At 45.8% G+C, this 18170-nt stretch carries 19 protein-coding genes; 4 read left to right on the forward strand and 15 right to left on the reverse strand.

The genetic code is table 11. The features are described 5' to 3' along the window. Positions 1-65 precede the first annotated feature (65 nt). From D0X99_RS05195 to D0X99_RS05215, 5 genes are all read right to left on the reverse strand, one after another. Entirely contained in the window at positions 66-371 is a 306-nt protein-coding gene (locus tag D0X99_RS05195; RefSeq protein WP_119476589.1) for an AtuA-related protein, read from the reverse strand. Then, on the reverse strand, positions 368-1690 hold the full coding sequence (locus tag D0X99_RS05200; protein WP_119476590.1) for an acyclic terpene utilization AtuA family protein: 1323 nt from the start codon (positions 1688-1690) through the stop codon (positions 368-370). The genes D0X99_RS05195 and D0X99_RS05200 overlap by 4 nt, the downstream gene beginning before the upstream one ends. A gap of 92 nt (positions 1691-1782) precedes the next feature. Then, a complete protein-coding gene (locus tag D0X99_RS05205; protein ID WP_119476591.1) occupies positions 1783-3069 on the reverse strand; it encodes a CitMHS family transporter in 1287 nt (428 codons plus the stop codon). Between the two features lie 3 nt (positions 3070-3072). Then, positions 3073-4614 (reverse strand): carboxylesterase/lipase family protein, encoded by a 1542-nt coding sequence (locus tag D0X99_RS05210; RefSeq protein WP_119476592.1) that lies wholly within the window; start codon positions 4612-4614, stop codon positions 3073-3075. A gap of 3 nt (positions 4615-4617) precedes the next feature. After that, positions 4618-5322 carry an NUDIX hydrolase gene (locus D0X99_RS05215; RefSeq protein WP_119476593.1) on the reverse strand — a complete coding sequence of 235 codons (705 nt, stop codon included), beginning with the start codon at positions 5320-5322 and terminating at the stop codon, positions 4618-4620. A gap of 97 nt (positions 5323-5419) precedes the next feature. On the opposite strand from D0X99_RS05215, the gene D0X99_RS05220 reads away from it, so the two are divergent. After that, positions 5420-7057 (forward strand): carboxylesterase/lipase family protein, encoded by a 1638-nt coding sequence (locus tag D0X99_RS05220; RefSeq protein ID WP_119476594.1) that lies wholly within the window; start codon positions 5420-5422, stop codon positions 7055-7057. 89 nt (positions 7058-7146) lie between these two features. Here the strand turns inward: D0X99_RS05220 and D0X99_RS05225 are convergent, their stop codons facing one another. The 10 genes from D0X99_RS05225 to D0X99_RS05270 form a co-directional block, all read right to left on the reverse strand. Further along, complete coding sequence (locus D0X99_RS05225; RefSeq protein WP_119476595.1) at positions 7147-7521, reverse strand: hypothetical protein; 375 nt, start codon at positions 7519-7521, stop codon at positions 7147-7149. A gap of 88 nt (positions 7522-7609) precedes the next feature. Next, on the reverse strand, positions 7610-8011 hold the full coding sequence (locus D0X99_RS05230; protein WP_119476596.1) for a hypothetical protein: 402 nt from the start codon (positions 8009-8011) through the stop codon (positions 7610-7612). A 146-nt stretch (positions 8012-8157) separates the two neighbouring features. Continuing rightward, positions 8158-9846, reverse strand: a complete 1689-nt coding sequence (locus D0X99_RS05235) for an amidohydrolase (protein WP_158587676.1) — start codon at positions 9844-9846, stop codon at positions 8158-8160. Between the two features lie 17 nt (positions 9847-9863). After that, complete coding sequence (locus D0X99_RS05240) at positions 9864-10442, reverse strand: hypothetical protein (protein WP_119476598.1); 579 nt, start codon at positions 10440-10442, stop codon at positions 9864-9866. A gap of 61 nt (positions 10443-10503) precedes the next feature. After that, a complete protein-coding gene (locus D0X99_RS05245; RefSeq protein ID WP_119476599.1) occupies positions 10504-10776 on the reverse strand; it encodes a DUF4242 domain-containing protein in 273 nt (90 codons plus the stop codon). A gap of 124 nt (positions 10777-10900) precedes the next feature. Beyond that, positions 10901-11347 carry a nuclear transport factor 2 family protein gene (locus D0X99_RS05250; protein WP_119476600.1) on the reverse strand — a complete coding sequence of 149 codons (447 nt, stop codon included), beginning with the start codon at positions 11345-11347 and terminating at the stop codon, positions 10901-10903. Between the two features lie 90 nt (positions 11348-11437). Next, positions 11438-12487, reverse strand: coding sequence for a TolB family protein (locus tag D0X99_RS05255; protein WP_119476601.1), 1050 nt, complete (start codon positions 12485-12487; stop codon positions 11438-11440). A 274-nt stretch (positions 12488-12761) separates the two neighbouring features. Continuing rightward, positions 12762-13085 (reverse strand): 2Fe-2S iron-sulfur cluster-binding protein, encoded by a 324-nt coding sequence (locus D0X99_RS05260; protein WP_119476602.1) that lies wholly within the window; start codon positions 13083-13085, stop codon positions 12762-12764. Between the two features lie 13 nt (positions 13086-13098). Next, positions 13099-14115: an NAD(P)/FAD-dependent oxidoreductase gene (locus D0X99_RS05265; protein WP_119476603.1), complete on the reverse strand. Its 1017-nt coding sequence runs from the start codon at positions 14113-14115 to the stop codon at positions 13099-13101. 69 nt (positions 14116-14184) lie between these two features. Continuing rightward, positions 14185-14634 carry a MarR family winged helix-turn-helix transcriptional regulator gene (locus D0X99_RS05270; protein ID WP_119476604.1) on the reverse strand — a complete coding sequence of 150 codons (450 nt, stop codon included), beginning with the start codon at positions 14632-14634 and terminating at the stop codon, positions 14185-14187. A 253-nt stretch (positions 14635-14887) separates the two neighbouring features. Here D0X99_RS05270 and D0X99_RS05275 point away from each other — a divergent pair, with 253 nt between their 5' ends. From D0X99_RS05275 to D0X99_RS05285, 3 genes are all read left to right on the forward strand, one after another. Next, positions 14888-15154, forward strand: a complete 267-nt coding sequence (locus D0X99_RS05275) for a hypothetical protein (protein WP_119476605.1) — start codon at positions 14888-14890, stop codon at positions 15152-15154. Between the two features lie 145 nt (positions 15155-15299). Beyond that, positions 15300-16397 (forward strand): Gfo/Idh/MocA family protein, encoded by a 1098-nt coding sequence (locus tag D0X99_RS05280; RefSeq protein ID WP_119476606.1) that lies wholly within the window; start codon positions 15300-15302, stop codon positions 16395-16397. A gap of 6 nt (positions 16398-16403) precedes the next feature. After that, positions 16404-18140, forward strand: coding sequence for a family 43 glycosylhydrolase (locus D0X99_RS05285; RefSeq protein WP_119476607.1), 1737 nt, complete (start codon positions 16404-16406; stop codon positions 18138-18140). The last annotated feature ends 30 nt before the right edge of the window (positions 18141-18170 follow it).

Genomic DNA, 18170 nt, shown 5'->3' on the forward strand with positions numbered 1-18170 from the left:
ATCTAACCGCCTCTTGACGCGCCATACGCCAATTTCCGTATTTAACTTGTCTGTTTTGAGGATATTTAAATTTTCATTTCCAAAAGGGCATAACTCAGACTTTTTCCATGTGCATCCAGTGCCAAGGAGGTGGTGACCCCGCTTGTCAATGCGTTTTCACAGGTGAAAAGCAAAGCCTTCAACTCAGGGATTTCGTGTCGGGTGACGCTTCCTTTGAGTTGGTGGGAGAGGTGTTGCTTCACTTTTTCGGCCGTGACTTTTTCTACCAAAAGGGAATAGTCCTTTTCCTCCAAAGGAAAAAGGGAAAGGACCAACGTGTTTCCTTTGTCTCCGGCACGGCTGTGCGCGATATCGGCAAGTTTTTGACTCATGATTCAAATACTTGAATGGAAGGGTGAATTTGGTTTCGATCCATAAGGATAGAGACTACACCGATGACTTCGTTGAGGTATTTTCTGGCTCCTCCGCCTCCGGCAGGACCGTTGGTATAGAGAGCTTCGACTTCTTCTCCCACGAGCTGGGCGAGGGCTTTTTCATTGGATTTTCCAGCGATTCGGAGTCGAACTTCATAAGGAGATGTACCTTTAGAAACACTTTCCCCATGCAGGGAACTCAGTCCGATGTAATCCACCCGAAACTCGTCAAACCGATCTCCAATCCGTTTTTCAATGATTTCACCGGCAAGTTTTGCCCGCTCTACGGCATGGGCTCCCGCGTAGGAAATCTTTCCTTCTCCGATCCAGCCTGCCTGATAGCCCACGCTGACCTTGAGGGTTTCGGGTTTGGTTTTGCCGCTTCCTCCGTTGACTTTCAATTGATTTGGCCCGACTTCTTCAAATCGCACGCTTCGAAAATCCGCCACCACATCGGGCGTGAAGTAATTCCCCGGATCAAGGACTTCATAAAGCAACTGTTCCTTGGCAGTTTGGGTGTTGATCAATCCTCCGGTTTCCTCCACTTTGGTAATGATGCCGCTTCCATCCCGACTCACTTCCACAATCGGATGCCCAAGGATGTCCATGTTCGGGACAGGCTTGGTAACGGGGTCAGCAAAATATCCTCCCGTGATCTGTCCGGCACATTCCATCAAGTGTCCGAGTACGGTTCCTTTTCCCATCAGGTCCTCATTTTCTTTATCCCATCCCAATTCATGTATCATTGGAGCCAAAAAAAGTGAAGGGTCAGCTACTCTACCCGTTAGAATGATTTGTGCATCTGTGGCTAAAGCAGGAAGAATTGCATCCACTCCCAGGTAGGCATTGGCAGAAACCAGTTTGCCATACGTGTTCAGTGGTTTGCTTCCTTCCAGGCTGAATTCCTCACCATTGAGTTGATCAAAAACATCATCACCCAAAACGATAGCGACCTTTACCTTCAACCCGGCTTTTTTGGCAATTTCAAGGATTTTATTGGCTCCGGCAATGGGATTTGCAGCGCCCATATTGGTGATTAGGCGGGTTTTATGTTGGAGTAAAAGTGGAAGCAAACCCTCGATTCTCCTCTCCAAAAGCACATCGTAGCCGGTATGAGGATCTTGCTGCTTTCGCTTTTGTGCCAAAGCAATGGTCCGCTCGGCGAGACATTCCAAAACCAGGTAATCCAGATATCCCTTTTCCGTAAGGATCAAAGCAGGCTCCAATCGGTCTCCCGAAAAACCCGCTCCACAGCCGATTCTGATTTTTTCATTCATCTGTTTGTAATTGATTTTTGACGGTCAGATGGAATCTCGCATTTCTACCATTCATTCCTCAGTATAAAGTTTTCGTTATGCTCGATTTCATCCTAAATCGAAATAATACCCATCAAAACCGAAACAGTCAATATCACCAAGGTCACCAAAAAGGCCAAAGGAATGGTCTTTTTCTGATGCTCGCCCAAGTCCACTCCTGCCAAACCGATCAGCAGGAAAGTCGAACCGGTCAATGGACTCACTGGAAACCCGGTAGTCATCTGTCCCATGATGGCAGCCTGGCCGACCTGTAAAGAGCTGACTCCAAAGTGGTCAGCTGTGGAAGCCATCAGCGGCAAAATGCCGAAATAGAAAGAATCGGGATCAAATAAAAGACTTGCTGGCATAGACAACAAGCCTGTGATCAGGGGTAATTGCCTACCGAGCTGCTCTGGAAGAAAACCCTGCACATTCCCGGCCATGGCTTCCATCATTCCCGTGCCTTTGAGAATTCCGGTGAAACAGCCCGCTGCAAACAGGATACTGGCCATCAGCATGGCTTCTTTGGCATGGGCATCGATGCGTTTTTTCTGCTCCTCCACCTTTGGGTAGTTGATCAGCAGTGCTATAGCAAAAGCAATCATAAAGCTTACATACGGTGGTACCCATCCCAAAATCATCGGAATGATCGCCAGGAAAATCAGTAAGATGTTGACCCAGAAAAGCTTTGGCCTAGCCAGATCATTGGATTTATTTAAATCTTCATTTCTGATCTCAAAATCAATCGTTCCCAATCTGTTTTTCTCACCCTTTCCCAGGAAAAAAGCAATTACCAAAACGGTCATCAGACCGAAGAGGAAGGGAATCAGGATCGGATTAAACAGCTCCGTGACCGGTACTTCCAAGGCTGTTGCCGCTCGGATGGTTGGGCCTCCCCAAGGAAGAATGTTCATGGTTCCTGCAGCCAAGGCGACGACGCAAGCCAAGGTGATTCGCTTCATGCCCAATTGATCATAAATTGGTACCAGTGCAGGGATAACCACCAAAAAAGTAACAGCTCCCGAACCATCTAGGTGAATCAGCATGGCCAATACGGCTGTAGCTAAGGTAATTTTGACCGGATCATTTCCTGCGATTTTCAGCAGGCGGTTGATGATGGGTTGGAATGTGCCTGCATCGAGTAGGATTCCAAAAAAAAGAATTGCAAAAACAAACATTACCCCTGTAGGAGCAATGGCTTGAAGTCCCTCGCTAATCATTCCCGGAAGTTCTGTAGTTTTTCCTGCTGCTATTCCAGTCACAAGCGGAACTAAGATTAAGGCAATGACAGGAGAAGCTTTTTTGGTAATGACCAAAAAGAGTAACAGCAATACCGTGAGAAGCCCAAGAAACGCCAGCATAGCTTATCGATTTAAACTTTCCATAAACTTCATCTGCTCCCAGTTGGGCATAGCTCTGGTATTTATATTGGTTCCCAGTTCAATCACCAGTGGATTTTCGGGATCAAAAACTGGCCATTCATGTAGGCCAGGACCGTTTGGATTTCCGTTTTTCACAAAATTGACCCAGTAGTCCGACATATTTTTTTCCAAGTCATAATCCACCTGTTCAAATGGTCGATTCCAATTGCGGAGGGTGTGCAGTGCATAGCTGAACTCGGCCGAATGAAAAGCACCAAAGTTCGGTTCGCCAGGCGGGATTCGAGTAAAATAGTACACATAAGCGTCATTTTGCCCCTTTTCAGTCTGCATCTTAGCCCAAGTGTAATTCTGGAATCCGAAGCCTAAGACTCCTATGGTTTTCAGAGTTTCTTCCAATTCGACTTCATTACCTGCAGGGAAAAGTTGCAGGTATTCCCCAGCCCGGCCTCCATATTGTTTTTTGGCGTTGGCTTTGAACTCGGCAGGTGTGGTAGGTGGATTTCCTGAAACCCGGTCATCGGCATTCCAACCGGTCAGGAGTGGAACGTCAGAAAAGGTTCCATCCTCAAAAGCTTGTCTCACACTAGGCAAAACCTTGCCATCCACTACGGGACCAAATCTCCCCGGGATTTTCAGAAGGCTATCAGCAGGGATTTTCCGAAGGTCTGCCAATGAAATTCCCAAGGTGTCGGTCAGTTGTTTACCTCGCTCCTCAGCGCCTTCCAGGCCGGAGACCAATCCTGATCCTCGGTTAAACATGCCTCCGCTTTGGGCAATTGCTTTGTGGAACAAGCCTTTTGCTTTGGGTGAGACTACTAAGGCGTTGACGCTAAATGCGCCTGCAGATTGGCCGGCAATGGTCACATTGTCCGGATCGCCACCAAAAGCTGCAATGTTCTTTTTCACCCATTCCAAACCTGCGATTTGATCCAGAATCCCATAGTTTCCGGAAGTTTGATCCGTGTTTTCAGCGCTGAGTTCGGGATGGGCCAGGAATCCCAGCATGCCCACGCGGTAATTTAGTGCAACGACCACGATGCCTTTTTTCGCGAGTTCTTCCCCGTCGTATAGTGGGACTGTATTGCCTCCGGAACTAAATCCTCCCCCATAAATCCACACCATCACAGGACGTTTTTCATCCGGTTTTTCTGCCGCAGTCCAAATGTTGAGGTAAAGGCAGTCTTCGGAAATCGGTTCCTTCGGGATCAAAAATTCCTCGGACCAGGCAAAGAACGGAACCGGGGGATTTTGCATGGGAGCGGGTGGATTTTCCGTGCAGGCCTTGATTCCTTCCCAAGGCTGGACAGGTTGTGGGGCTTTCCATCGCAATTCCCCCACCGGGGGCGCTGCAAAAGGAATTCCTTTAAAGATTTTCACCAGTCCGCTGGAATCCGTTTTTCCTGAGATCTGTCCTCCTTCAACAGGAACCGAATCAACAGAGAGGATTGGTGTGTTTTCGCTTTTTTCGCAGGAGAAAAGAAGGTAGCCCATCATAGCGATGAGCAGAAATGGGCGATTGAGCATAATTTAAGAAGTTTTAAAGCTGTAGAGGTAAGGGGCTTTGTGACTTTTGCCGGTGAATAGTTTTTCGTGCCGATCTAGGATATCCATGCTGAGCATCTTTCGCTGAAAACTGGTTCGTCGGAGTTTTTCACCCATTATGGCCTCATAGACCGCCTGAAGTTCATTCATCGTGAAACGCTCGGGTAGCAAGTTGCCTCCGATTAGTTTTCGATCCAGGTTTTCACGAAGGGTTTGAAGAGCTTTCTGGACGATTTTTCCGTGATCAAGTATCAGATCGGGCAAATGCTCGATGTCGTACCAAGCGATGGAATCCGAAAGTGAATCGGGTGTCAAGGTGACTTTTTCGTGGTCGATCAAGGCATAATATGCAATGGAAAAGAATCGGTCCAGCATCCAGTAATTATCCGGTACGGCATGTCCATTGGCCTCCAGGATGGTTTTCATTACTTCAGGCTGAAATCTGGCCATATCCCCAAAGGTGTGAAACTGCTCCAGATAGATTTCATGTAGGCCAGTCCGCTCAAAAAGCCCACGCTTGACCGCGTCCTCAAGGTTTTCTGTTCGCTCTACAAATCCCCCGGGAAGTGCATGCCATCCCGTGTCATGGTATTCCATCAGGAGAATTTTGAGTTTGCCTTTGGAAAAACCAAAAACAACGGAGTCATAAGCTATATGTGGGATGTACTGGATGAGGTCAGGTAGGGGCATAATGGGTTGTAATTCTATTCTAAGTAAATAGGATTTTTCGGGAAGAGCAATTATTATTGTCTCAACGTGAAACAATAGATTTTAAAGCTTAAAATATATGAAGCGGTTATTTCTCAGTTTGGCGGCAGTTTGTTTTATCGCGATTGTCGCCTTTTCCCAAAGTGACAATTCCATGCCTGTCCAAGCAACCATCAAAAACGGAGTAATAGAGGGAAATTATAATGTAACCAACGGGATTTCCACCTATTTCGGAATTCCCTTTGCCAAGCCTCCTGTGGGGGATCTCCGTTGGAAAGCTCCAGTGCCCGCCGATAGCTGGACAGGGGTGAAAATGACTAAAAAATTCAGCGCTAGACCGGTTCAAGGACTGGTTTTTGGGGATATGAATTCCTGGTCCGATGGCGTATCTGAGGATTGTTTGTATCTGAATGTTTGGACCCCTGCCAAACGAAACACCAAGGATCTTCCAGTCTTGGTATATTTCTATGGAGGTGGATTTGTGGCGGGAGATGCTTCAGAGCCGCGCTATAATGGCGAATCCATGGCAAAAGAAGGCGTGGTGGTCGTTACGGTCAATTACCGCTTGGGAATTTTTGGATTTTTTGCCCATCCTGAATTAAGCGCTGAGACCTCCTACAAAGGCTCAGGAAATTACGGCTTGCTCGATCAGACCTTGGCTTTGCAGTGGGTGAAGGAAAATATTGCTGCTTTTGGAGGAAACCCAAATCAGGTCACTATTGCAGGAGAGTCTGCAGGATCGATTTCAGTTTCCTACCAGATGGCTTCTCCGCTTTCCAAAAATCTCATTCATGGTGCGATCGGGGAAAGTGGGGCAGGAATTAATCCGACTTTAGCTCCAGTTTCCCTGGAAGAAGCAGAAAAGATAGGGAAGGAGTTTGTTGAAAAGGCTGGGTACAAATCCATTTCGGAGCTTAGAAAAATGTCATCCAAGGACATCTTTGAAATCTATCAGGAGTCTGGAAGATTCGGCTTTCCAGTGGTTGTGGATGGCTATTTTCTACCCAAATTACTTCCTGAAATTTTCCGTGCCGGAGAGCAGGCCCAAGTTCCGCTGTTGTTGGGTTGGAATTCAGCCGAAATTCCCGGGCAGTCTTTTATGCAAGGAAAGCCTTACACCAAGGAAGCTTTTGTCGAAAAAGTAAAAGAAGCTTACCCTGATCGATTCAATGAAATCTTGGCACTTTATCCCCATGAAACTCCTGAACAGGTAGAGTATTCGGCGACAGATTTGGCCTCTGATCGGTTCATTTCCTACAGTACTTGGAAGTGGTTTGACTTGCATCGCACCCATAGTCAGCAGCCGGTGTATCGTTACTTGTTTAGCAAGCTATCGCCTCCATTGGTAGATAAAAGTCTGACAGCTGGACTAGCTGGAGGAACAGTTCGTAGTGAAAATCCAACTCCTGCACCCAAACAGATCGGTGCAAGACACGCAGCCGAGATCGAATATGCAATGGGCAATCTTCACTTGGTAAAGGAATTTGCATGGACTCCGGATGACTTCAAAGCCTCCAAAACCATGTTTGATTACTTCACAAACTTTGTGAAAACCGGGAATCCGAACGGAGCAGGAAATCCTTCCTGGTCAGCAGCAAAAGCTGGGGATGCCAATCCACCTGTGATGGTCATCGATACTGAGTCCAAAGAAATTAAAGCAACCCATGATAACAGATACCTGTTTCATGATAAATTTTATAAGAACGGCAACTACTAGTTGTTGACCACCCAATTAGCAGATTTATTACTTAACACCCTGATTTCTGTTAATGCTAAAGGCCGGGAAACCGGCCTTTTTTGTTTGAATCAGGACATGAAAACCGGTTTACCTGCTTCGCAGATAATGTTTCGGGGAGCCACAATGAGGGAACAATCGGATACGACATCGTACTTCAGATTGTATTCCGCTTGAAGCTTGGTGTATTGGCCGACCAAACTAAGGAATTTTTCTTCTACGCTTTGGTGGTAGGCGATATATCTGGTAGGGCCACCGCAGGCCTTGCTTCCCATGGCTGTAAATTTCCATTCGGATGAATTGGTGCAGGAGACAGACTCTGAAAGTGCGATGATTTCACTGTATAACTCCTCGATTTCATCCAGTTCATATTTTTTCGAATCATCTTCCAGCAATCCGCATCCGCTTAGCCAAAACAGCGAGATTACGACCAGTAATTTTTTCATAGAGAAGTTAGATTTTACAGTCTATAACGGGAGCCATTTCCTCAACGCTACAAATTTTAACTGCAATTTTGACTTTTTTACGATTTTTTTATCGGATCAGAAAAGTGGTGTTGTACTCGTATTTGTTTGGTGAGGAGGTATATTCCATGATCAACAGCTTACGTGGTGAATCCTTGGAATCGATCGTTTTTTTCAAAAAGTTTTCAAACAGGCTATAATCGGATTTTGGCATATCTATGATGACCGTATCCGCTGATCCGGCAGGATTTGTGACAATATTTTTGGGTTCGCGAAAACGGATGTCTACCGTTGAAAACTGGTGGCCGCTTAGGTTTTTACCTTTTAGGATTACTTGGTGAATAGTTTCAGGAAGATGATATCCAAGATGATCTCTTTTCGCCTGAACATTGAAAACAATGCTATAATTCTGGATTTCGATTTGACCATAAACAGAGGAAAAATCCTGAGCTGAGGACGTTTGGCTTTGCATGATGAAACGATGTTTTGGGTGAAAATCGATAAGAGTGTCAATCAGGTGAATATTAAGTTTCCTCCTTATTGATCTTAATTAGCCAAATCTCGAGTATTAAATTGGCCAAAAAATACCCTGTGGTGGGTATTTTTCTTGGAATTTTACTATTTTTTTTCAAAAATTATCTTCCCGTCCAGGATTGTCTTTTCCACCATTATTTCGTGGATTTTCATTGGATCCACGGTGAAAACATCTTCAGAAAGAACAATTAGATCCGCTAGGTAACCAACTTTGATAAGGCCTTTTTTACTTTCCTCAAAGGAAGAATAGGCTCCCATCGAAGTGTAGGCTTTCATTGCTTCATAGACACTGATCTTTTCCTGAGGTATCCAGCCCTCCTCGGGGAAACCGGATGGATCACGACGGTTTACCGCCACATGGATGCCACGGATCGGGTCGAGGCTGATACAGGCCGGCCAGTCAGAACTAAATATCAATTGAGCCCCGCTGTTCAAAATCGATTTCCACGCAAATGACCAAGGAAGACGCTCGGCTCCGATGGCTTTTGACCAAACGCCGACGGTGGCAGGATCGGCATGGATCGGTTCCATACTAGCTAGGATGCCTGACTTTGAAAACCTCGGAATGTCATCCGGTGAGATGGTTTCGATGTGTTCGATTCGATGCCTTCGTTCTCTTGGTGGATTGGTGGAAATGGCATTTTCGTAAGCAGAAAATACTTCCCTCACCCCCCGGTCACCTATGGCATGGGTGTAAAGGCGGAATCCTTTTGCGTCAAGATCTTTGACTAAACTTTGAAATTTTTCTGAGGGAATATTGATCATGCCGAGTGCGAGTTCGTCGCTAGGCAAAAGGTCAGCGTAGTGCTCCAGCATGGCGGCGGTGTGGGACTCAATTACTCCGTCAATCATGAACTTGATGGCATCGGCACGAATCCATGGGTTTTCTTTTCCGATACTGTCTTTCAGGAAATTAAACCGGTCGAGTTGTTCAGGAGTGCTGTTTTCCCCCACTGAAAAGGAGGCAGAATATCTGGCGGTAAGTTCATTTTTGGAAAGTAAGTCCAGGTAAAGTTTCAACTCTTCCTCGCTTCCGCTGGCATTTTGCATGCTGGTAATCCCGAGAGAAGCAGCTAGATCCAAGCCTTTTCGGAGTGCTTGAAGTTTGTCTTGGTAGCTCGGCTCGGGCACCAATTTTCCCACTAAATCCATGGCTCCTTCTTTCAGCGCTCCCGTGGGATTTCCGTTGGAGTCTTTGACCACCTCACCAAACCCTTCGAAAACCGTCGAGGAAGTTATTCCTGCCAATTCAAGTGCTTTGGGATTCGCATAGGCACTATGCCCGTCGTAGGCCTTAAGGAAAACCGGCTTGTCAATGTGGAGTGCTTTCATGGTCTCATGGTCCGGAAGTCCTGATTCAAAGTAGGTGTATTGCCAGCCGCGGCCGGTGATCCATTCCTTTTCCGGGTTAGTTGAGATGAATTCGGTGGTGATGGAAATGACCTCTTCCAAGGACTTGGTCGCTAGTAAATCGACTTGAGTCAGGCCCATTGAGCCACCCAAAAAATGAATATGTGCATCATTAAAGCCGGCAGTGACCAGTTTTCCCTGAAGGTCAATCACTTGTGTATCATCTCCGGCTAAGGCCAGGATGCTCTTGGAATCGCCTGTTTCCGTGATGATGTTTCCATTGATTGCAAGGGCTTCCACAAAAGTTTCAGGGCCTTCACCTGTCCAGATTTTCCCGTTGGTCAGGATCAAAGTAGGAGGAATTTCAGATTTACAGCTCCAGAAAATCAGGCAGATCAGCAGGATAATGGATGGTTTTCGCATGGATGAAGATAGGATTTTTAAGGTTCCCACTTCAAAAACCAAAACTTGATCTTTGTCGTCGGGACTTCCCATATCTGGTAAGTCTTGAACCCGTACCGCTCGTAGATTTTTTGGTTTCGTTCCACGGAGGTCTCTGTGAAGATCGGCAAGTCAGCTTTTCTTGCCATATCAAAAATTCCGTTTTTTAACTCAAAAGCTGCCTCTCCAGCATCAGGCAAGGCGGCGAAAAACCAGAAATAGAAGTAATTCCCATCGGCCGGTCGTTGCTTTTTCCGATAGGCTTCTCTCGCCAAAACTCCCGGAAGTCGCTTGAACCCGATGTACTTGATTGCAAAGCGCAAATCCAACAGAAACTCTTGAAATGAGAATTTTCCTGAATTGAAGTGAAAGCAAAGTGCTACTGCTCCTTCATTGGAAGAAATCCAAATCCCATCCCGGTGGAGGCTTTGGAAAAAGGTAGAGTTCGCAAGGCTTCGAATTCCGTTTTCGATGTTTTTTCCGGGTTTGATCAAGGAGACAACGGCAGGATTATCCTTAAACATCCGGACCATCAGACTGACCACAAGGTTTTGGTCGATTAGTGTTCCTTTTCTCATCAAAAGCTAAAATGTAAAAAGTGCAGGATTCGCTGCACTTTTTACCGGAATTTGTGGATGCTTATTCTGCTGTGGTGGGATCAATAATGGTTTTGACTTCGTTGACGGAATTGGCTGGAAATCCCCCTTGCTTGGCATGTTCACGCACCATTTCCTCATTAGGAGCAATGTAAACGCAGTAGATTTTGTCTCCGGTCACGTAGCTTTGAAGCCATTGGATTTGTGGGCCCATATTGCTTAGGACTCCGCAAGAAGTCTGAGAGATTCCTTTCAACTGTTCTGCAGTGAGATTACCTGCCCCGGGAATCTCGCGCTCAATTACATATTTTGGCATTGGAGAAAAATTTGAAGATGACCTACTCGTTTGGCTTTTCGGTTTCGCCCCGTTTTTTTAAGGTGGTCTCTGGTCTCCACTTCTGAATTTAAATAATTTAAAATCAATTGGTTTTTTGTGGATATTAATTTCCTCCTGTTGGATTCATATTTCTGATTGCTGCGATTTTCCATTCTTTCCGGTGAAATAGCACTACAAAAGTGCTCCACATGTTTCGCTCGGTTCCATTTGGGTTTTTGATCGTATAGCGGCAGTCCACCAGCGCAATCTCGTCCTCGAGGAATCTGATTTTTTCCACCTCAAGGGTACGGGTACCCGGATTGGAAGTCGAACTTCTCAGCATGCCATCCACCGCTTCACGGATTCCGGTTCTCCATTCCCCTGAGGAAACCAACTGATCCACATCGTTTGTCAAAATACTTTTAAGCAAAACGGTATCCTGCTTTTCTCTGGCCTCCGAATAATGATTGATCAGGTGGTGGATTTTTACCGCATCGTCTTTTTTTTCGGATTTGATTTGGGAGAAAGCGGTTGCTGGAATTAAAAAGAGAATGAGGAAAAGATATTTCATAGGAAATGAACACTGGGGATAGGGGAAGTTGGAAAATTATATTCAATATCAGAAAAGGGAACGATTCAAAATCGTTTTTTATCCAAATCCCTACCTTCCCCAACTCACTTTGAAATCGGTGGTTTTTGTGCCGTTTGTTATTTTTTTGAGATTGGAACCGTTCGAATTGACCACATAGAGGTGAGAGGTCAAATCACCTTCCGGTACATTGAAGATGATTTTGCTTCCGTCCGATGACCAGGCCAAATTGACCTGATTTCCTGGATCTGGGAAATTGTATTCTTTTGTACCACTCGCGTTAACAGCGACTAAAATTGTACTGGTCTTTGTGTTTATATTCCAAATCATCACCTCGATGAGTTTGTATTCTCCATCGGGCCGAGTTATTCGGAGGTAGGCGATTTTGGATCCGTCCGGAGAAAAAGCCGGGGATTCATAGAATTTACCTGACTCCAGAGGTATGATTCGTTCTAATTTTTGATTGGATGGGTTGAAGAGGTAAATTCCCGCGGAGTTGATTGGATTTCCATAGCCTTGATTGGTTGAAAAAGCCATAGTTCCCGAAGAAGAAACAGAAGGAACACTGAACATTAAATTTGTTTTTTCACCCGAAAGTAATGTTAGATTGGTTCCGTCCTTGTTAATGGAATTAAGTGTGTATTCACTAGCTGAAGTTCCAACTTGACTCCAGAAGATAATTTTTGAACCATCGGGTGTCCATCCCGGATTAAAGCCACTTTTGTTGGTTGGGATAAGGCGTCTGGCGTTTTTACCTGTATTGGAGCAGACAAAAATTCCATATTCGTGATTGATCAAATCGATTTTGGCAGAGTAGGTAACCAATTCTCCATCCGGTGAAATTTGATAATCAGTACTGATTCCCTCCAAGCTAAACTTGGCTATAGTTTTTCGATTAATATCTGCCAAAACCAAGCCTCCGAAGGTTTCCCCCTCACTCTCATAGAGCAATCTTCCGCTTCCCAAGTCCGAAAAAGGGAAATCTTCCGGGGAAACCGGGGGTGGTGGTATAGGAGGAATGATTGGGCTCGTATCCTCGTCGCTGCTGCTGGAGCAGGAAGCAAAGGCAAGTATCACTAAGAATGAAAAAAGCCTTGCTAGAAAGAATAATGTCCTTTTCATCTGTTTATATTTTTTTCTTTAAGGTCAGATGGAATCTTGCAGGCTTATAATCAATCCAATATGTGACTTTTTAGTCATGCTCGATTTTATGGCCGATTGGGTTTTGTTTTAAAAAAGTTCGGTAGAAAAAGAGGATTCAGCTATGACTGTAATTCTCCCAATGGGCTGATTTTGATCAGGAAAGAGTCGCGAAAAAATAAAAAAACCACCCGTTTCCAGGTGGTTCAAATTTCAAATCTCTATGCTAAGCGAAGATGAAGCATCAAATTTCAAATCAAACGACATCTTCCCCTCGGAGCTTAACAACCGCACCTTCGAGAATATCTCCTATCCGGATTTGGCAGGCGAGTCGGGAAGTGGGATAGTATTCCGGCAGGTTTTCCAATTGATCCAGTTCGATGTCAGTGGCATCGCCGAGGCCCGCTTTTCCCTCCAAAATCTCCACATGGCAAGTGGCGCAAAGTGCCATTCCTCCGCAGGTAGCCAACACCGGATATTCGGATGCCTTGAGGATTTCCATCAGGCTGAATCCCATGTCCTCGGGAGCTTCGACTTCCTGTCTATTGCCGTCGTGGTCTTCTACTGTGAATTTGATCATGGCTGGAGGTAGTTTAGAATGCGTTTACGCCGTTTACGGTAGTGTATTTGAAGCTGAGCTTTTGGTCTGGATAGACGTATTTGAATGCAGAGTGCATCATGATCGCTGCCTCATGGAATCCACAAAGGATGAGTTTCAATTTGCCTGGATAGGTATTGATATCTCCGATGGCATAGATGCGTTCCACTCCGGTGGAGTAATCGCGGGTATCCACTTCGATGGCGTTTTTGTCAATGCTTAGTCCCCAGTCTGCAATTGGACCCAATTTTGGTGAAAGTCCAAACAATGGGATCAGATAGTCTGCATCAATGCTGAGATCTTGTTTCCACTTGTCCTCGAGGATGACCTTTTCCAATTTCCCGTTTCCGTTGACCTCCTTCAGGTTGGCTGAAAGGATCAGGTCGATTTTTCCGTTGTTGGCCAGATCAAACACTTTGGAAGCTGAATCCGGTGCTCCACGGAAGGTTTCATTTCGGTGCACCAAGGTTACTTTCTTGGCAACTTTGGCAAGGAAAATCGTCCAGTCCAAGGCTGAGTCACCACCGCCGGCAATGACCACATTTTTGTCCCGATAGGTCTCGGGATTTTTAACCATGTAATTGATCCCTTTGCCCTCAAACTCTTCCAAGTTGGTCAACACAGGTTTTCTCGGCTCAAAGCAGCCCAATCCCCCCGCAATAATGACCACTTTGCAATGTACATGAGTCTTGTCACTGGTAGTGACGACGTAGCTTCCGTCAGCTTGCTTGTCCAGATGATCCACGCGTTCACCAAGGGTGAAAGTCGGCTGGAAAGGCTTTGCCTGTTCCATCAGGTTATCCACCAAATCCTGGGCTTTGACTTCAGGATATCCCGGGATATCATAGATGGGTTTTTGGGGATAAATCTCCGAAAGCTGACCGCCTACTTGAGGTAGAGCATCGATTAGGTGACACCGCATCTTGAGCAAACCTGCTTCGAAAACTGCAAATAGGCCCACCGGGCCGGCACCGATGATGCAAAGGTCGGTATGGATCGTGTTTGTGTTCATTTCTTTGGGAGCTTAACCCCGGTAAATTCCAAAATGTTCGTACAAATATAATTAGTATACTAAATACTTTTACTCTTCGATTACCTGACCGTCCAGATTTTGGTAAATGGTATTCAAAATCCGCTTGAATTCTTCAAAGTCCGACTCGGTCAGATTTTCCCAGGCCTTCTCACGTATTTCGAGGATTTTGGGACGGAGCTCAGTGACTTTGGCTACTCCTGACTCGGTCAAATGAAGCTGAAAACTGCGTCTGTCCTGAGGGTGGGGAATCCGTTCCACGTAGCCCTTTTTGCACAGTAAGTCGATGATCCGTGTGAGCGTGGGATGGTCTTTGAAAACAAGATTTGCCAGCTCAGTTTGGCTTAACAATCCGTTCTCTGAAAGGTTTTTCAACACTAACCACTGGTCTACGGTGACATCAAAATCCCCTGTTTTGAACTGATGTTGCGCGTACTGCTTCACCTTTCGGGCCGTGCGGTCGAGCAGGAAGGAGTATCGGGCAAATAGTTCTTGTGTCATACCAATAGTTAGTGTGGCAAATATATAGAGAAAGTTTATGAAAAATATATATGTCTAGTAATATTATAGGGTAAATAGATATAACAAAATCCCAAACTTTTATCCGATCTGCCTTACACTGTTAGCTTGTCTTTCCGATTGTTTTTTAAAGAAATGATTATTTGGACCGATAGGGCTAATCTACTTACTTTAATCCAAGCTTAACACCAACAGGATACCCCCTACTTAATCCTGATTAAAACTTAACATCTTAATGAATTGGAACTCTGTAATCGATAAGACACTGGAAGTCTTACGAAATTCTGACCGTGGATATGTCCTTCTGGATATGTACAACAACATCCTGACTCCGGAAGAAGCAGCTTTTAACAAAATCAGCGTCACTCCCTACAACGCGCTGAAATTCATCCAAACCCAGTTTTCAGGAATGGGCCTGGATATCTCGGATAAAAACACCCGAATCAAACTGATTGCTTTGCTCGAAGAATACGAGCGCCTGCAAAAGGAAAGAATCAAATAAAGCATTAAAGAAGGATTGAAACGAGGCAGAAGAGGTTCTGCCTTTTTTCGTTGGCAAAAGACCAGCTTTCTTTTTTGAAAAGATCCCTGGATGGACCTATCCGTGGGAGGCTTTATTTTTTGATCCAAAACCTTAACTTACTCGAATGAAAATCTGGATAGTTTCCCTGCTTTTGCTTGTCCTTACCCCTGCTTTTGCTCAGGAAAAGACCCTGAAAATCGGCGTAGCCGGTCTAAACCACGGTCACGTAGGCTGGGTTTTTGACGCTGATAAACGCCCTGATTTGGAGATTGTGGGCATCGCCGAGCCCAATCGGGAATTGGCTCAGCGGTATGTCAGGCAGCACGGACTTTCGATGGATTTGGTTTTTGATTCTCTAGAAGAAATGCTCGAAAAGACCAAGCCGGAAGCTGTTACAGGTTTTGGAACTACCTACGCCCACCTGGAAATTGTCCAAGCCTGTGCTCCCCGAGGTGTCCATGTGATGGTGGAAAAACCCCTTGCAGTTAGCTTGGCTCATGCCCTAGAAATGGCTTCTTTGGCTAAAAAACACAACATTCACTTACTGACTAATTACGAGACTTCCTGGTATGCGACCACCGAAAAAGCCCATGAATTGCTACATGAAGGACAGGTTGGGGAAGCCCGAAAAATCGTGGTTAGGGATGGGCATCGCGGTCCAAAGCAAATTGGTGTAGGGCCCGAGTTTTTGGAATGGCTGACCGATCCTGAGTTGAACGGGGCGGGGGCCTTGATGGATTTTGGCTGCTATGGTGCCAATCTCAGCACCTGGCTATTGGATGGTCAACGGCCAATTTCTGTCACGGCAATCACTCAGCAACTCAATCCCGCCGACAATCCCAAAGTTGACGACGAAGCAACTATTGTTCTTACTTACCCAACTACTCAAACGATCATTGAAGCTTCATGGAACTGGCCAATCGGGCGCAAAGACATGGAAATCTACGGTCTTACCGGGGCGATTTTTGCGGATGATGCAAGTCAGCTTCGGGTGAGAATGGCAGAGGGCTACAGTGGATTTCAGGAGGAGAAGTTTGATCTTGGGCCCCGAGCCAAGCCGTTTGATGATCCTTTTTCAGTCTTGATAGAGGTTGTCTTAGGTAAAACGAAACTTTTGCCTTACGATCTTTACAGTCTGGAAAACAACCTGATCGTGATGGAAATTCTGGAAGCAGCAAAGGAAAGTGCAGCGACTGGAAAAACTGTTTTTCTTTCAAAATAATAGTTCATGAACTCAAAACACTTACTTGTTCTTTTAGCCTTTTGCCTTGTTATTCCGGCTTTTTCCCAGCAGCAGACCTATTGCAATCCAATCAATCTGGATTATGGCTACACGCCTATTCCCAACTTTTCAGAATGGGGAAGACACCGCGCCACTGCCGATCCTGTGGTGGTAAACTATGACGGGACGTATATCCTTTTCTCTACCAATCAATGGGGTTACTGGACCAGTACAGACATGTACAATTGGCAGTTTCATTCCCGGCTTTTCCTTCGACCTTGGAATAAAGTCTACGACGAACTCTGTGCTCCTGCTGTCGGAATCGTGGGAGACACGGTTTTGGTGATGGGTTCAACTTACGAAAAGGATTTTACCATCTGGATGAGTACCAATCCAACGGCAAACGAATGGAAGCCTCTGGTCGAAAAGTTTGAAATCGGAGGTTGGGATCCTGACTTTTTCACCGATGAAGATGGTCGACTCTACATGTACAATGGCAGTTCCAACCGCTATCCTCTCTATGGCATCGAGCTTAACCGAAAGACCATGGAGCCTATCGGGACCCGAAAGGAATTGTACTTGCTTGAGCCAGACAAATACGGCTGGCAGCGATTTGGCGAGCACATGGACAATACGTTTCTTGATCCATTTATGGAAGGAGCCCACGTGACCAAACACAACGGAAAGTACTATTTGCAATATGGAGCACCGGGCACCGAATTCAGTGGCTATTCCGACGGGGTGGTGGTTGGGCCGACTCCTTTGGGCCCTTTTACTCCACAGTCTGACCCGTTGAGCATGAAGTTGGGTGGATTTGCCCGAGGAGCAGGCCATGGCAGTACCTTTCGGGACAATCAGGGCCTGTATTGGCACATCAGTACGATCATGATTTCAGTGAAAAACACCTTTGAACGGCGCTTGGGAATCTGGCCGGCAGGCTTTGACAAAGACGATGTGATGTGGAGCAGCACAGCTTTTGGGGATTATCCCCACTTTCTACCAGGCACCGAAAAAGCCGGAAAATTTACAGGTTGGATGCTGCTTAACTACGACAAACCCATCGCTGTATCTTCGACTTTGGGTGGATTTTCTGCCAATAAAGCCAATGACGAGGATCTCAAAACCTACTGGAGCGCTACCTCAGGCAATAAAGGCGAGTGGATCCAAACTGACCTTGGCCAGCTCAGCACGGTCCAAGCAATACAGATCAACTATGCTGATCAGGATGTAGATCAGGACCGACTCGGAAAGCGAACGGACCAATTTCATCAGTACATCCTCTATCATTCTCTCGATGGGAAAAAGTGGGAAGTCCTGGTCGACAAAAGCAAAAACACCACGGATATTCCTCACGAGTATGCGGAGCTTAAAACTCCGGTCAAGACTCGCTATCTCAAACTGGAAAACATCCACATGCCAACCGGCAAATTTGCCATCAGTGGATTTAGGGTTTTTGGTAACGGAGGTGGAGCCAAACCGGAAAAGGTGAAACAGTTTATGGTTTTCCGTACCGAAAAAGACAAGCGAAGCGCCTTCATCAAGTGGTCACCCATGTCAGATGCTTACGCTTATAACCTCTATTACGGCACTGCCCCTGACAAACTCTATACTTCCATCATGGTGATGGGGAACAATGAATACTGGCTCAAAACCCTTGACCGGACTAAAACTTACTATTTCACCATCGAAGCAATCAACGAAAACGGGGTAAGTGACTGGTATCCGGTTCAGAAAGTGGAATGAGGGAAGAAGCAAGATGCAAGACAGACGGGC

The sequence above is a fragment of the Algoriphagus lacus genome (assembly GCF_003583985.1).
GTDB classification, from domain to species: Bacteria; Bacteroidota; Bacteroidia; order Cytophagales; family Cyclobacteriaceae; genus Algoriphagus; species Algoriphagus lacus.

Coding starts and splice junctions, on each gene's coding strand:
- D0X99_RS05275 (WP_119476605.1), top strand. CDS start 14,888: ATGAATTGGAACTCTGTAATCGATAAGACACTGGAAGTCTTACGAAAT.
- D0X99_RS05235 (WP_158587676.1), bottom strand. CDS start 9,846: ATGCGAAAACCATCCATTATCCTGCTGATCTGCCTGATTTTCTGGAGC.
- D0X99_RS05215 (WP_119476593.1), bottom strand. CDS start 5,322: ATGCCCCTACCTGACCTCATCCAGTACATCCCACATATAGCTTATGAC.
- D0X99_RS05210 (WP_119476592.1), bottom strand. CDS start 4,614: ATGCTCAATCGCCCATTTCTGCTCATCGCTATGATGGGCTACCTTCTT.
- D0X99_RS05230 (WP_119476596.1), bottom strand. CDS start 8,011: ATGCAAAGCCAAACGTCCTCAGCTCAGGATTTTTCCTCTGTTTATGGT.
- D0X99_RS05205 (WP_119476591.1), bottom strand. CDS start 3,069: ATGCTGGCGTTTCTTGGGCTTCTCACGGTATTGCTGTTACTCTTTTTG.
- D0X99_RS05255 (WP_119476601.1), bottom strand. CDS start 12,487: ATGAAAAGGACATTATTCTTTCTAGCAAGGCTTTTTTCATTCTTAGTG.
- D0X99_RS05260 (WP_119476602.1), bottom strand. CDS start 13,085: ATGATCAAATTCACAGTAGAAGACCACGACGGCAATAGACAGGAAGTC.
- D0X99_RS05265 (WP_119476603.1), bottom strand. CDS start 14,115: ATGAACACAAACACGATCCATACCGACCTTTGCATCATCGGTGCCGGC.
- D0X99_RS05270 (WP_119476604.1), bottom strand. CDS start 14,634: ATGACACAAGAACTATTTGCCCGATACTCCTTCCTGCTCGACCGCACG.
- D0X99_RS05245 (WP_119476599.1), bottom strand. CDS start 10,776: ATGCCAAAATATGTAATTGAGCGCGAGATTCCCGGGGCAGGTAATCTC.
- D0X99_RS05220 (WP_119476594.1), top strand. CDS start 5,420: ATGAAGCGGTTATTTCTCAGTTTGGCGGCAGTTTGTTTTATCGCGATT.
- D0X99_RS05250 (WP_119476600.1), bottom strand. CDS start 11,347: ATGAAATATCTTTTCCTCATTCTCTTTTTAATTCCAGCAACCGCTTTC.
- D0X99_RS05240 (WP_119476598.1), bottom strand. CDS start 10,442: ATGAGAAAAGGAACACTAATCGACCAAAACCTTGTGGTCAGTCTGATG.
- D0X99_RS05285 (WP_119476607.1), top strand. CDS start 16,404: ATGAACTCAAAACACTTACTTGTTCTTTTAGCCTTTTGCCTTGTTATT.
- D0X99_RS05200 (WP_119476590.1), bottom strand. CDS start 1,690: ATGAATGAAAAAATCAGAATCGGCTGTGGAGCGGGTTTTTCGGGAGAC.
- D0X99_RS05280 (WP_119476606.1), top strand. CDS start 15,300: ATGAAAATCTGGATAGTTTCCCTGCTTTTGCTTGTCCTTACCCCTGCT.
- D0X99_RS05195 (WP_119476589.1), bottom strand. CDS start 371: ATGAGTCAAAAACTTGCCGATATCGCGCACAGCCGTGCCGGAGACAAA.
- D0X99_RS05225 (WP_119476595.1), bottom strand. CDS start 7,521: ATGAAAAAATTACTGGTCGTAATCTCGCTGTTTTGGCTAAGCGGATGC.